At 65.5% G+C, this 13,981-nt stretch carries 10 protein-coding genes; 3 read left to right on the forward strand and 7 right to left on the reverse strand.

The window, feature by feature from the left end; genetic code table 11:
* Positions 1 to 680 precede the first annotated feature (680 nt).
* On the forward strand, positions 681 to 2,645 hold the full coding sequence (locus ASC75_RS12580) for a M23 family metallopeptidase (protein ID WP_055975528.1): 1,965 nt from the start codon (positions 681 to 683) through the stop codon (positions 2,643 to 2,645).
* A gap of 36 nt (positions 2,646 to 2,681) precedes the next feature.
* On the opposite strand, the gene ASC75_RS12585 is transcribed toward ASC75_RS12580, so the two are convergent.
* Positions 2,682 to 3,521: a GGDEF domain-containing protein gene (locus ASC75_RS12585; RefSeq protein WP_055975531.1), complete on the reverse strand. Its 840-nt coding sequence runs from the start codon at positions 3,519 to 3,521 to the stop codon at positions 2,682 to 2,684.
* 73 nt (positions 3,522 to 3,594) lie between these two features.
* Positions 3,595 to 5,148 carry an MFS transporter gene (locus ASC75_RS12590; RefSeq protein WP_055975535.1) on the reverse strand — a complete coding sequence of 518 codons (1,554 nt, stop codon included), beginning with the start codon at positions 5,146 to 5,148 and terminating at the stop codon, positions 3,595 to 3,597.
* Between the two features lie 931 nt (positions 5,149 to 6,079).
* Between ASC75_RS12590 and ASC75_RS12595 the strand changes: the two genes are divergently transcribed.
* Positions 6,080 to 6,421 (forward strand): metalloregulator ArsR/SmtB family transcription factor, encoded by a 342-nt coding sequence (locus ASC75_RS12595; protein ID WP_200943453.1) that lies wholly within the window; start codon positions 6,080 to 6,082, stop codon positions 6,419 to 6,421.
* Positions 6,418 to 6,894, forward strand: a complete 477-nt coding sequence (locus tag ASC75_RS12600) for an SRPBCC family protein (protein WP_055975538.1) — start codon at positions 6,418 to 6,420, stop codon at positions 6,892 to 6,894. Before ASC75_RS12595 ends, ASC75_RS12600 begins: the two co-directional genes overlap by 4 nt.
* A gap of 21 nt (positions 6,895 to 6,915) precedes the next feature.
* Here ASC75_RS12600 and ASC75_RS12605 read toward each other — a convergent pair whose 3' ends face one another.
* The 5 genes from ASC75_RS12605 to clpB all read right to left on the reverse strand — a co-directional run bounded on the left by ASC75_RS12605 (position 6,916) and on the right by clpB (position 13,777).
* Positions 6,916 to 7,413 (reverse strand): N-acetyltransferase, encoded by a 498-nt coding sequence (locus ASC75_RS12605; RefSeq protein WP_055975541.1) that lies wholly within the window; start codon positions 7,411 to 7,413, stop codon positions 6,916 to 6,918.
* 46 nt (positions 7,414 to 7,459) lie between these two features.
* Positions 7,460 to 9,022 (reverse strand): serine hydrolase, encoded by a 1,563-nt coding sequence (locus ASC75_RS12610; protein WP_055975545.1) that lies wholly within the window; start codon positions 9,020 to 9,022, stop codon positions 7,460 to 7,462.
* Between the two features lie 82 nt (positions 9,023 to 9,104).
* The gene (locus ASC75_RS12615; protein WP_055975548.1) at positions 9,105 to 10,484 is read right to left on the reverse strand and encodes a L,D-transpeptidase; all 1,380 of its coding nucleotides are present in this window, start codon (positions 10,482 to 10,484) and stop codon (positions 9,105 to 9,107) included.
* A 176-nt stretch (positions 10,485 to 10,660) separates the two neighbouring features.
* Entirely contained in the window at positions 10,661 to 11,023 is a 363-nt protein-coding gene (locus ASC75_RS12620; RefSeq protein ID WP_055975551.1) for an MmcQ/YjbR family DNA-binding protein, read from the reverse strand.
* A 150-nt stretch (positions 11,024 to 11,173) separates the two neighbouring features.
* Positions 11,174 to 13,777 carry an ATP-dependent chaperone ClpB gene (gene clpB / locus ASC75_RS12625; protein ID WP_055975553.1) on the reverse strand — a complete coding sequence of 868 codons (2,604 nt, stop codon included), beginning with the start codon at positions 13,775 to 13,777 and terminating at the stop codon, positions 11,174 to 11,176.
* Positions 13,778 to 13,981 lie beyond the last annotated feature (204 nt).

Here is a 13,981-nt window from a genome sequence, read left to right on the forward strand (position 1 = left end):
GCCCTCGTTGTTGAGGCGTATATAGTCGCCACCCCTTCAAACTGTCAACGACCTTTTTCCAACTTTTGCGAATTTTTTGCGACAAACGCCCAAACACCTACAAGACCCTGCGTAAGGTCCGGCAAATAACTGCTTCGATCCGTCGGCCAACACGCCTGCACCACGCAAGGCGTTCAATCCAGGCACGAAAAGCCCAAACAAATCAGCACGCAAGACGCGAACCATGGCCAAATCACCCGGAATCGGGGGCAACAGAACAGCTAGCCGACGCATATTTTTCGGCAACAGGGCGATTCATTGGTGATTCACGCGTCGGGCAGCCGGCCATGGAGCTGTTCGCGCAGCCTCGGGACCCGATACCCGTATGGCGCTATATGTATAAAGTATGCCGGCCAGCTCAGCGGCGCATCCATCCCCCCTAGCGGCATCCATTCTTCTTATACAAAGAGGGACAACGTCCCCCTGCCCCGCCCGGAGCCCTATTCCCGCCCCAATGCGGGCAGATGTCTCGATGCGGCCCTGGCGCGAACGGCACTGTCTGCGCCATATATGTACAGAGAGACGGCAGGTTCGGCGGCGCCGCTGATGCGGCTTCGTTGACTTGGAGCGCCATGACAGGCAAATGTCTTGGCAATTAAAAGCAAGCGGGCGCGAAGCGTCGGGGATTTTAGCCGTACTGGATGCAGGATACGGACCAGACCATAGCCGAGCTCGGCAATGAGCCGCCGCTGATCGCGGATGGCCGCGCCGGTCCCCCGGACCGTCGCGAGGTCTCGGCGCGCTGGCTGTCGGGCACCTTCCTGACGGGCGTGACCTCCTCCGTGCTGATGGGCGTCGCACTGTTTGCCGCGCTCGACGGCCGCGAGAAGCTGGCCACCCCACCCGAGATCGCCGAACTCGCGACCCTTGCCAGCGGCGATGCCGGCCAGAAGGCCAAGACCACGCGCCTTGCGCCGTTGCGCCAGATCGCCAAGGCCAAGGATCGCCGACGCATGGAAGTGTCGATGGTCACCAAGCAGGGCGACCGCGACGTGATCCGCACAATGCCCTTCGTGCAGATCAAGATGGCGCTGGCCGCCAGCCACCCGACGACGCGCAACTATCCCGCCTTCGATCCGCTGACCGTGTTTGCCGAAGACGGCCCGGCACAGGCGGCACCCACGGCCGCGACCGGCCAGATCTATGGCGTCAAGGTCGAGAGCGAGATGAGCCTCAAGACCGTCGACTTCCCCGTCGACACCGCGGCCTTCGACGAGACCTCGGCCCTTTCGGCCAACGAGGTCGAAAAGGTCGTCCGCGACGCCGGCGGCGACCTGACCGAAGGCGACATCCAGGTTGCCTCGCTGCATTATGTCGATCCGCAGCGCTTCGGCGATGCCTTCGCCGACCAGACGCTGGCTGGCTCCTACGGCATCAAGATCGTGCCCGAGAACGTCTCGGTTGCCAGCCGCGCCGATGTCGATCCCGAGACGCTGTCCTATGCCGAAGACATCATCGCCTTCGAGAAGGACCGCAAGATCGTCGATGCGCTGGCCGATTCCGGCTATGCTGGCGAGGACGCGCTCGGCATGGCGAACGCGGTGTCGCGGCTGCTCAATGCCACCGCGCTCAAGGCCGGCACCGTGTTGCGCGTCGGCCTCGAGGTTCGCGGCGATGTCGGCAAGATCGTGCGCACCAGCGTCTACGACCGCACCCAGCACATCCTGACCATCGCGCTCGACGACAAGAGTCAGTTCGTGCCCGGCGACGAGCCGGAGCCGAACCCCGAGATCGCCACCGCCTTCGAGGACACGCCGACCGTGCCGACGACGTCGCGCGGCGCGCTGCCCACTGTCTATGACGGCATCTACCGGGCCGCCTATTCCTACGGCATGTCGCAGGACATGACCAAGAAGCTGGTCCGGCTGCTCTCGTCCGACGTCGACTTCCAGTCGCGGCTCAATCCTTCCGACCGCATCGAGGTGTTCTTCTCGCAGCCCGACGGCGACGACAAGGCGTCGGAGGATTCCGAGCTGCTTTATGTCTCGGCGAATTTCGGCGGCAACACCCGCAACTTCTACCGCTTCCAGATGGGCGACGGCGCAGTCGACTATTTCGACGAGGACGGCCGCAGCGCGCGCCAGTTCCTGCTGCGCAACCCGCTGCCCAACGGCAAGTACCGCTCCGGCTTCGGCGGCCGCAAGCATCCGATCCTCGGCTACGTCAAGATGCACACCGGCGTCGACTGGTCGGCGCCGACAGGCACGCCGATCATCGCCGCCGGCAACGCCGTCGTCGAGAAGGCCGGCTGGGCCGGCGGCTACGGCAAGCAGACCATCCTGCGCCACACCAACGGCTACGAGACATCCTACAACCACCAGAGCCGCATCGCGCCGAACGTCGTGCCCGGCGCACGCGTCCGCCAGGGCCAGGTCATCGGTTATGTCGGCACCACCGGCCTGTCGACCGGCGCGCATCTGCACTACGAGCTGATCGTCAACGGCACCAAGGTCGACCCGATGCGCGTGCGCCTGCCCACCGGCCGCGTGCTGACCGGCGAGGACCTCACCGCCTTCAAGCTCGAGCGCGAGCGCATCGATGATCTTCTCAAGGAAGAGAACAAGGACTCGCTGAAGGTGGCGAGCACCGCAAAGGCCAGCGGCTAGGTCTTTCCAGCATATTGCCGACGGCTGTCGGCGGGATCAGCTTGCGACGCTTGCCCGTGCGGCGCCGTTGCGGCCGAGCCCGTCGCTCTTCGCACGCTTGGCGATGTACATCGCATGGTCGGCCGACACGATCAGCGCATCGGCGTCGCTGCCATCGTCCGGGAACACGGCGATGCCGACGGTGGCGCCGACCGTCAGAAGCAGCGAACCAATCTCGATCGGCTTGGCGATGTCACGCTGCAGCCGCTGGCTCAGGAACAGTAATGCCTCCGGGTTGCCGACGCCGGAGACGACCAGGCCGAATTCGTCGCCGCCAAGCCGCGCCACAGTCGCCCCTTTCGGCGCTGCCTGGGCGATGCGCCGCGCCACCTCGACCAGCACGCTGTCGCCCGCCGCATGGCCATGCGTGTCGTTCACCGGCTTGAACCCGTCGAGGTCGATATAGATCACGGCACAGCCGGACGAGGCCTTTTCCGGGTGGCTGATGGTCGACCTGATCTCCTCGCGGAACCGGCGGGAATTGGCGAGCCCCGTCAGCGGGTCGTGGCGGGCGGAATCATGGGCAAGACGCTCGGCCGCTTCGCGCCGAGCGATCTCGCGGGAGAGCTGCCGGGTGCGAAAGCCGAGCATGACGAGCGCGACGATGCCCGCGCAAAGAAGCAGCGACAGCACCTCGTCCAGTTGCCACGCCTCGTATGTGCGGGTCGCCTCGTAGAGGCGCTCGAACAATTCAAGGCGCATGTCGACGGCGAACAGGACGATGCCCAGAAGCAACCAAGGTGCAAGCGCTCCGATCCGGCGCCAGCCGGTGCCGGCTGACCGGGCACCTGCCGACTCGCCGGTTTCCTGCTGCCGACGCTGATCGGATGCCGACATCGTTGCCACCTTGTCCAGGGGCTGAGACTGGCCTGAAGGTTTTAACAAGGTGCTAAAAGCCTTCGACACGATCTTATCCATCGGCAAGCACAGGCGTGGCGTCGGCCTTGTCTGACGGCGGCTTTCGTTTCCACGACGGTTGCGTGAACCAGGCGACCGCCGACGCAACGAAGCACATCGCAGCCGAGATGGCGGCGATTGCCGCAAAAGCATCGTTGGTGGCCGCGACCCGCAACACCTCGGCCGCTGCATCGAGCGGCGTGCGAACATAGGCGCCGAACTCCGCGCCGGGCGCGGCAGACCCGATGACATTGGCGTAGACGACGCCGGCAACCGCGCCGAGCGACGCCACCGCCATCAGCCCGGCAGCGCGGGCCAGCGCATTGTTGATACCCGAAGCGAGGCCGGTGTCTTCTTCGGGTGTCGCCCGCATCACCGCTGCCGAGACCGGCGAAACGACGATCGCCATGCCGAGCCCCTTGAGCAGCAGGATCGGGAACGTCACCTGCCACAGCATCATCAGCGGCATGGTCAAGGCGAGGCCGAGATAGGAGATGCCGACGATGGCCGCCCCCACGGTCAGTGGCCAACGCGGCCCGATGGCGTCGGAAAGCCGCCCCGAATAGCTCGACAGACCGGCGATGAACAGGGACAGCGGCAGGAACAGCAGGCTTGCCTCCCATTCCTTGGCGCCCCAACCCGAGGCGACCGTCATCGGCAGGAAGAACAGGACCGCGTTGAAGGCGAAGAACAGGATCAGCGTATAGAGATTGGCGCCGGTGAAGGCCCGCGAGGCAAACAGCTCGAGCTTCACCATCGGCGCGCGGGCGCGGTGTTCCCACAGGATGAAGACGGCGAAGACCGCCGCACCGCCGACGATCCAGGCCCAGGGCGAGACGGCCCGCGCCTCGACGGGCAGGCCGAAGGCCGTCAGCCCCCAGGCCATCAGGCCGAGGCCGGCGGTCGCGAGAATCGCGCCGGCGATGTCGAGCCGCCGCTTCGATGACGGCCGGTCGCGCGGCACCTTGGTCAGCAGCATGGTCAGCGCGATCAGCCCGATCGGCACGTTGATGGCGAAGATCAGGCGCCACATCCATTCGGCGCCGAACGACAGCACCATGCCGCCGACGAAAGGTCCCATTGCGGTGGTCAGCGAGGAGAATGCCGCCCACTGGCCGATGGCCTTGCCGCGCGTCTGCGTTGGATAGGATTTGGCGATGATGGCGAGGCTCCCCGGCACCATCAGCGCCGCACCTATGCCCTGCGCCGCGCGCATGACGATCAGCATCTCGGCGTCGATGGCGAGCGCGCAGGCAGCCGACGTCACCATGAACAGCACGATGCCGGTCGCAAAGATGTTGCGCACGCCAAAGACGTCGCCCGCCGCGCCACCGAGCAGCACCAGCGCCGACAGGAACAGCATGTAGCCATTGCTGATCCACTGCGCGTCGACCAGCGACGCGCCGAGGTCTTCGCGAATGACCGGCATGGCGAGCGAGACCACCGAACCGTCGATGAAACCCATGCTCGATGCCAGGATCGCCGACACAAGCACGTAGCGCCGCGCCTCGGGCGGACAGAAGACGTGGTTGTTGTTCTGGGCAGGCGGGGCGGCGGAGGTGTCCATGGCGCGAGACTATGTGCGGGATGGTTGCGCGGGAAGTGACCAGGAAGACGAATTCTGGCGGCCAGGCGACATCGAGGAACAAGGACACGCGCTCCGTTTTTGCCACGCCCCGTTTCCGGTCTGGCCATTGCTTGAGAAAAGGTTCGGGAAGCGGGGCGCGAGGCCGTGCCTTCCGATAGTTTGATATGTGGCGCGACGTTCGCGCCCCGCCCGGTGTTCTTGCCCCGCTCTTCGCGGCGGCGGGGTTTCCGCAGGCCGCCAGCAAGGCCCAGGCTTGGGGGCTCATCACCCAGCAGAACGGCGCTTCCCCCCGTAGCCCGGTGCGCACCGGAGTCCCGTGGAAGATCGCAAGTGAATGATACGGGAGGTTGGAAGGGGGTGGAGAAACGAGGGCGGCTATCCACGCGGGATGGTGACAGATGGTGACAGACGGTCTGCGCTTTACGAAGCCAATCTTCAGCCTCGAGCTCCTTCACACACCCCTCTGCCCTGCCGGGCATCTCCCCCACAAGGAGGGAGATTAGTCTCGTCGCCGACGGCGCCCACTCTGCGACATCGCAAAGATTGTGATTGTCTGGCAATGAGTTAGCCCTTGCACGGTCCGTGATTGTGGCCAGCGCCGATGACGGCGTGATCTCCCTCCTTGTGGGGGAGATGCCCGGCAGGCCAGAGGGGGTGCGAAGGAACGCGGCTGACGAGAACTCGCAAATCTTGTTGCATCAAAAAACGCGAAGCGTGGAGAACCTCTCCACGCCTGGGAAACCGCAGCAAAGCCGCACACTTTCCGACAGCGGAAACTTTCTCTTGCCAATGCCGCCAATACCAAATAGTTTCCATGAACAGAAACCATTGGAGCCGCCGGCATGGCGTTCGCGAGGCGATGCCGGCGAGGTTTCTGCATGATTAGACGAGACGGCCGAGGGGAGCGCCGATGATGGAAGCCCAGCAACTGGACCGCATGTTCACTGCCCTTGCCGATGCCGGCCGCCGCGGCATGGTCGAGCGGCTGAGCCTCGGTCCGGCCACGGTCAAGGAGCTGGCAGGACCGGCCAACATGGGGCTGCCGTCCGCGCTCAAGCATCTCAGGGTGCTCGAGGATGGCGGCATCGTCGTGTCACGCAAGGTCGGACGGATTAGGACTTACACCATGCAAGCGGCAGCCTTCGCCGCCATCGACGACTGGGTCCGCAAGCGGCAGACCGCAATGAACCAGGCATTCGATCGCCTCATCGAGGCAATGAAGGAAATACCCGAGGAGCAAGACCGATCATGACCGTATTATCCGTCGCTCACACCACCTTTGTCATCGAGCGAGACCTGCCGGCGAGCCCCAGGCATGCCTTCAGCTTCTGGTCGGAGCCGGAGCGCAAGACGCGCTGGAATGACTGCCACCCCGACTGGACCGTACTCGAAGACAGCTTCGACTTCCGCGTCGGCGGCATCGAGGCCAAGCGCTGGCGCATGCCAGATGGCACCGAGCTCACATTTCGCGCCGACTATTTCGACATCGCAGCCGGCCAGCGCATCATCTACGGCTTCGAGATGAGCCATGCCGGCAAGCGGATTTCCGCCTCGCTGGCGACCATCGAGCTTTTGCCCGACGGGGCGCAGACACGGATGGTATTTACCGAGCAACTGGCGTTCCTCGGCCCTGCCGACGCGATGGCGGCGCGCATTTCGGGCACCGGAACGGGGTTCGACCGGCTGGTCGAGCTCGTTGCAAGGGAAGGTGCCGGCGTGCACTGACTGCGCCGGCAGCCGCTGCGTTCAGCTCGCGTCGAAGCCTGCGTGAAAGGCAAGCTCGCCGACAAGAAGCTCATCGCCGAAAGCCAGCCGCTGGACATATTGGGAGGGAATGTCGCCATAGGTCAGGCGGGGATCGGCGACGAAACCGAAGCGGCCATAATAGGCGGGGTCGCCGATCAGCACGCAACCTTTGGCACCCTGCTGACGGAGGTCGTCGAGCCCCTTGCGTATAAGGGCCTGGCCGATGCCCCTCCCCTGCCGGTCGGGCCACACCGAAACCGGGCCGAGCCCGTACCAGCCGGCATCCGCGCCGTTGACGGTCACCGGCGAGAAGGCGACGTGGCCGGCGATCTCGCCATCGTCTTCGGCGACGAGCGACAACGTCAAGGCACCGGCATCGCGCAAGGCATCGACGATGGCCGCCTCGGTCTGGCTGGAATGAGGCGCGGTCGCGAAAGCGGCGCTGGTGAGCGAGCGGATGGTGTCGACGTCCTCGGGCCGTTCGGCGCGTAGCTTCATGCAGGTGCCCTGTGTTCCTTGCCGTTCCTGGCCCGCCCCTCCCGCGTCAGCGGGCCGCACGGCTCAGCGTGCCAAGCTGGTTGTCGTCGAGCGCTTCGATGGTGACCGCCGACGCCTTTCCGTCAGGCCCGATGGCGAAGCGGACCGCGGAAGGCATGTCGGGCATCTCGGGAGAGGTGAAAGCCAGGAAAAGGTCGCGGTCGAAATGCGTCAGCGGGTAGGATCGGGCGCCATCCGGACCGACCTGAAGCACAAGGCCATTCTCGGTGCCCGAAACCACTGCGTCGCCGATGAAATCGTTGGAATAGCGGCCGGCATAGGCGTCGCTCGGCAAGGCCGGCATCGCCGGCGACGGCGGTGCCGCATACGTTGCCTTGGCTGCGGCGACTGCCGGGCCGAACAGGCCTTCGAACACCGTGTTCCACGCCTTCACCCAGTCGGTGTCGACCCTTCCGTCAAAGACGAGATCGGCGAAACTGTCGGACAATCCCTCGGGCACGCCTGTGGGAAAGGCGTTGACGAGGATCACGATGCCGAGCTTCTGCTCCGGAAAGAGCGTGACCAGGCTGCGGGCTCCGACGCTGAAGGCGCCGGCGTGGCCCCAGCTCAGGCCATGGCGGCCGAACTCGACGTTCCAGCCGAGGCCATAGAACGAAGCCCCGCCCGTGACGGGGTTCTTGCCGCGGGTCATCAGCGGGACATGGGTCTGGGCCAGCGCATCGGCCGCGATCAGCGTCTTTCCGCCGAAAAACCCGTTGCCGAGTTCGAGACGAACCCACTGCGCCAGATCGCGCACGGTCGAACTGATGCCGCCGGCCGGCGCCTGCGCGTCCGGCTGGCGCTCGACTTTTGCCGCCCAGGCGCCGTCGACCCTGACGTGGAGCGAGGCGCGGTTCGCCTGCTTGAGGAAATCCGCATGGCGGGAACTGGTCGAAATCATTCCGAGCGGGCGATAGAGCTTGTCCTCGGCGACGTCCTCCCACGGCTTGCCCGTCGCTTTCGCCGCCGCGACCGCGCCTTCCGTCAGGCCGAAATTGCTGTAGGAATAGCCGGCGCGAAAGCTCGACGACGGCGCAACGAACCGCAGGCGCCGCAGGATCTCCGCGCGGTCGTAGCCTATCTCCTCGAGGTCGTCGCCGGCCGTTCCGGGCAGCCCGCTGCGATGGGCAAACAGGTCGCGAACGGTCAGCTCGGCGGTCGGATAAGGATCGGCAAGCCGAAAGGCCGGATCGAGGTCGACGATCTTCGAATCCCAGGAAACCAGGCCTTCGCTGACCAGCGCCGCCACGACGGTGGAGGAAACCGGCTTGGACAGCGAGGCGATCTGGAAGACGGTGTCGGCGTCGACCGTCTCGGGCTTGCCTGCCTCGCGCAGCCCGAACCCCTTGAGGTAGACGACCTCGTCGTCATGCACGACGCCGATGGCGAGAGCCGGCACGCCGCCATCGGCGATGACGGCTTCGGCCTGCTGCTCGAGTTTCGACAGCGCGGCAGTGACCTGTTCCGGGGCAATCGCCTGGGCCAGGGCCGGGATCGGCGCAAGGACGATGGCCGAGAGAACGACCCAATTCTTCCAGCGGCGACAAAACCAGTCTGCGGATAGTCGCATGCCCCCGGCTCCCTCTGCACCCAGCCTGCGCCTTCAGGCTACAGGTTGACGCAAGGGAATCCAAGCTCGGCCGTGGCTGGCCTCACTCCATGAATTCGACCGGCACGCCCGACTTGACGATCTTGGCGAGCTCGCGCGCGTCCCAGTTGGTCAGGCGCACGCAGCCATGGCTTTCGGTCTTGCCGATCTTGGACGGGTCGGGCGTGCCATGGATGCCGTAGGTCGGCTTGTCGAGGGCGATCCAGACCGAGCCGACCGGGCCGTTGGGTCCCGGCGGGATGGTCAGGACCTTGTCGTTCTCGCCTTGCTTGAAATTGATCTTGGGATTGTAGGTGTAGTTGGGATCGAGCGCGACCCGCGACACCGCGTGGATGCCGGTCGGCGACGGCGTGTCGCTCGACCCGATGGTGGCAGGATAGGCGGCGACCAGCTGGCCCTCGGCATTGTAGGCGCGCACCTGCTTCAGGCTCTTGTCGGCGATGATGCGCGCGACCGGCTTGTTCACCAGCTTGCCGAAATTGGCGACCTTCACGATGGTGCCGGGACGGTTGAAATTAGCCTCCGGGTTGATCGCCTTGAGGTAATTCTCGTCCATGTGGAAACGCTCGGCCAGCATTTCGGTGACCGAGGTGAAGCTCATGCGCTCGAGCTTGGCCTTTTCGCTGTAGTCGGCCGGAACCGAGGCGACGAACGGGCCGGCGGCATCTTCGGGCGTGATGGTGTAGGAGCCGAAGGCGTCGCCGCCGGTCTCGGCCAGGGCCTGCTTGATGCCTTCGGCGTCGGTCGATTTCAGGCTGGTGCCGGTCAGTTCGTTGTAGGCGGCCAGCGCCTTGTCGACATTCGAGCCGAAGCGCCCGTCGATGACGCCGGGCGAGGCGCCGGCACGGTCGAGCAGGATCTGCAGCGCGGCGACATCCTCGCGGCCCTTGACCGCAATCGACGGTTCGAGCGGTTGTTCGGTGATGCGCGGCGTCGAAGGCAGCGCCGGCTGGTCGTCCGGGCTCTGCAACGGCTCGCGCGCAACGACCCGCGAACCGCCGGGCGCCTCGGGGAAGGCGTTGGGGTCGTCGTAATAGTCGTCGCCGCCGTTCGGGTCGGCCGGTATGGCGGGCGCGTCGTCGGAATAGTAGCCGTCGTCGGCCGGGCCGATCAGCACGTCGCCCTCGCGGTAGTCGCGGCGAAGCTCCTGGCGGCGCAACTCGCGGCGCAGCGCCTGGCGGTTGAGCCGCGTCTCCGGCGGCTGCACGGCGATGACCTTGCCGGTGTAGGGATCGACCAGCACCCGGTTGCCGCGGCCGTCGTAGAAGATCTCGACGTCTTCGCTCTGGGCGAGGCGGATGGCCTGCGCATCTTCGGCCACGCGGCGCGGCGCGGGCTCGCCCGTGGGCGACACCGCGGCCATGGCCTGCAGCGCCGACAGGCCGGTGGCCATGACAGAAAGCACAACGATCTTGCGCAACATGGTCGCCAAATCTCTCCGAATCTCGACCGCCGCCAAGGCGGTCCCGGTGGAATCACTGTTGTCCACCGACATCCAATAACGATCTGCTAACCCTTCCAACATGAACAGGGCATGAAAATGGCCGCTTTGCAGGCATTTGCGGCCATCCTGGGCGGCCGCGAAGGGCGGGCATGGTTCTAGGCCGGCAGTCCGAGCTGCTGGCGGATCGCCTTGGGAAGCTTCACCGCGATCAGCCGGTGGCTTTCGCCGATGTAGTCGCGCAGTGCCTGGTCATCCATGCTCTCGCCGGTCTGGCGCTGGATCCATTTCATGCCGCGCGAGGCGAGATAGGGCGCGGGACGCAGCCCGGGCTGCTCCTTGAGGACGTCGAAGGCCATTTCCGAGACCTTGAACGAGACGGAAAGCCCCGCCCCGTCGTTCCAGCCGCCGATGGCAAACACCTTGCCGCCGACCTTCCAGACATGCGCCCCGCCCCACTGCACGACATGGGTCGTGTGCGGCAGCGAGGCGCAAAAGCCGTTGTATTCGTCGAGCGTCATGTTCCCCTCGGTGTGTCGACCTCAAGTCTGTCGCCCCCCACTCCGCCTCGCTGTGCGAGGCACCTCTCCCCTGTCGATCGGGGGAGAGGTGTCGAGGCGAAGCCGAGGCGGAGTGGGGGTCGAAGCCAAGCTCGACGCCCATGACGAGCCTTATGCAGCCTCTTCCGTCACCACGGTCGGCTTCGACCGGAAATTGAGCCGGTCCGAGCCTGAGGTGATCTTGACGGTCGAGCCGTCGAGGATCTCGCCGCCGAGGATCTTCTCGGCGAGCGGGTCCTGCAGCTCCTTCTGCATGACGCGCTTGAGCGGGCGGGCACCGTAGGCCGGGTCGTAGCCCTTGTGCGCCAGCCACTCGATCGCGTCGGGCGCGAGGTCGAGCGTGATCTTGCGGTCGGCGAGCAGCTTTTCCAGCCGCTGGAGCTGGATCGCGACGATCTTGCCCATGTCCTGCTGGCGCAGGCGATGGAACAGGATGACCTCGTCGATGCGGTTCAGGAATTCCGGCCGGAACGACGCCTTGACCACGCCCATGACTTCGTCGCGGACCTGGTCGACATCCTCGCCCTCGCCCAGCGCCACCAGATATTCGGCACCGAGGTTCGACGTCATGATGATCAGCGTGTTGCGGAAGTCGACGGTGCGGCCCTGGCCATCGGTCAGGCGGCCGTCGTCGAGCACCTGCAGCAGCACGTTGAAGACATCCGGGTGCGCCTTTTCAATCTCGTCGAACAGGATCACCTGGTAGGGCCTGCGGCGGACGGCTTCGGTCAGCGTGCCGCCTTCCTCGTAGCCGACATAGCCGGGAGGTGCGCCGATCAGCCGGGCGACCGAGTGCTTTTCCATGAACTCCGACATGTCGATGCGCACCAGCGCGTGCTCGTCGTCGAACAGATAGTCGGCGAGCGCCTTGGTGAGCTCGGTCTTGCCGACCCCCGTCGGGCCGAGGAACATGAACGAGCCGATCGGCCGGTTCGGGTCCTGCAGGCCGGCGCGGGCACGCCGCACTGCCTTGGACACCGCCTGCACCGCCTCGCCCTGGCCGACGACGCGGACGCCGATCTCGTCTTCCATGCGCAACAGCTTCTCGCGCTCGCCTTCGAGCATCTTGTCGACCGGAATGCCCGTCCAGCGCGAGACGACATGGCCGACATGGTCGGGCGTGACGGTCTCCTCGACCATCGTGCCGCGCCCTTCGAGGGCCTCGGCCTCGACGAGCTTCTTTTCAAGCTCGGGGATGCGGCCATAGGCAAGCTCGCCCGCCTTCTGGAACTCGCCCTTGCGCTGGGCGATGGCGAGTTCGTTGCGGGCTTCCTCGAGCTGACCCTTGAGGTCGGCGGCAAGGCCGAGCTTTTCCTTCTCGGCCATCCACTGGCTGGTCACGCGGGTCGACTCTTCCTCGAGTCCGGCTAGCTCCTTTTCGAGCCTGTCGAGACGGTCACGCGAGGCGTCGTCCTTCTCGAGCTTCAGCGCCTCGCGCTCGATCTTGAGCTGCATGATGCGGCGGTCGATCTCGTCGAGCGCTTCCGGCTTGGAATCGATCTGCATGCGCAGCCGCGAGCCGGCCTCGTCGACGAGGTCGATCGCCTTGTCGGGCAGGAAGCGGTCGGTGATGTAGCGGTTGGACAGCGTCGCGGCGGCGACCAGCGCCGAGTCCGAGATGCGCACCTTGTGGTGCTGCTCGTACTTTTCCTTCAGGCCGCGCAGGATCGAGATGGTGTCCTCGACCGTCGGCTCCTCGACGAATACCGGCTGGAAGCGGCGGGCAAGGGCGGCGTCCTTCTCGACATGCTTGCGGTACTCGTCGAGCGTGGTGGCGCCGACGCAGTGCAGCTCGCCACGGGCCAGCGCAGGCTTCAGCAGGTTGGACGCATCCATCGCGCCGTCGGCCTTGCCGGCGCCGACGAGCGTGTGCATCTCGTCAATGAACAGGATGATGCCGCCGGCAGCCGCGGTGACCTCGGAGAGAACGGCCTTCAGCCGCTCCTCGAACTCGCCGCGATATTTGGCGCCGGCGATCAGCGCGCCCATGTCGAGCGCCATCAGCTGCTTGTCCTTCAGCGATTCCGGCACGTCGCCATTGACGATACGCAGCGCCAGGCCTTCGGCGATGGCGGTCTTGCCGACGCCGGGCTCGCCGATCAGCACCGGATTGTTCTTGGTGCGGCGCGACAGAACCTGGATGGTGCGGCGGATCTCGTCGTCACGGCCGATGACCGGATCGAGCTTGCCGGCACGCGCATCGGCGGTCAGGTCGCGAGCATATTTCTTCAAGGCGTCATAACCCTGCTCGGCGCTTGCAGAGTCGGCGGTGCGTCCCTTGCGGATGTCGTTGATCGCCTGGTTCAGCGCCTGCGCGGTGACCCCGGCCTTGGCCAGTATCTCGGCGGTCTTGGCTGATTTCTCGACGGCAAGCGCCGTCAACAGCCGCTCGACAGTAACGAAGCTGTCGCCGGCCTTCTTGGCCAGGTCTTCGGCAGTCGAAAACACCTTGGCAAGCGGCTGGGCCATATAGAGCTGGCCGTTGCCGCCCTCGACCTTGGGCAGCGCATCGAGGGCTGCCTCGACGCCAAGCTTGACGTCGCGGGCACGGCCACCGGCGCGCTCGACGAGCGACGCGGCAAGGCCTTCCTCATCATCGATGAGGACTTTCAGGATGTGCTCGGGGGTGAACTGCTGGTGACTGCGCGAAAGCGCCATCGTCTGCGCCGACTGGATGAAACCGCGGACGCGCTCGGAATACTTTTCAGGGTTCATTCAATGTCTCCATTCCGTACCCGGCCCGCTTGGCGGCACCGGTCTGGCTCAAGGTGACGGATCCGCCCAAACGGGCCGGACCCAACTGAGCGTGATATGGTGAGTAGGACGATATCCCTCAAGGCGTCTTGATCGAAGTCAAAAAACAAAAAAAGCGGCGGGGGATTTTGGCCCCCGCCGCTCGGTGTCTCTCGCGATGCTCCG

This window comes from Aminobacter sp. DSM 101952, from assembly GCF_001424795.1.
GTDB lineage: Bacteria > Pseudomonadota > Alphaproteobacteria > Rhizobiales > Rhizobiaceae > Aminobacter > Aminobacter aganoensis.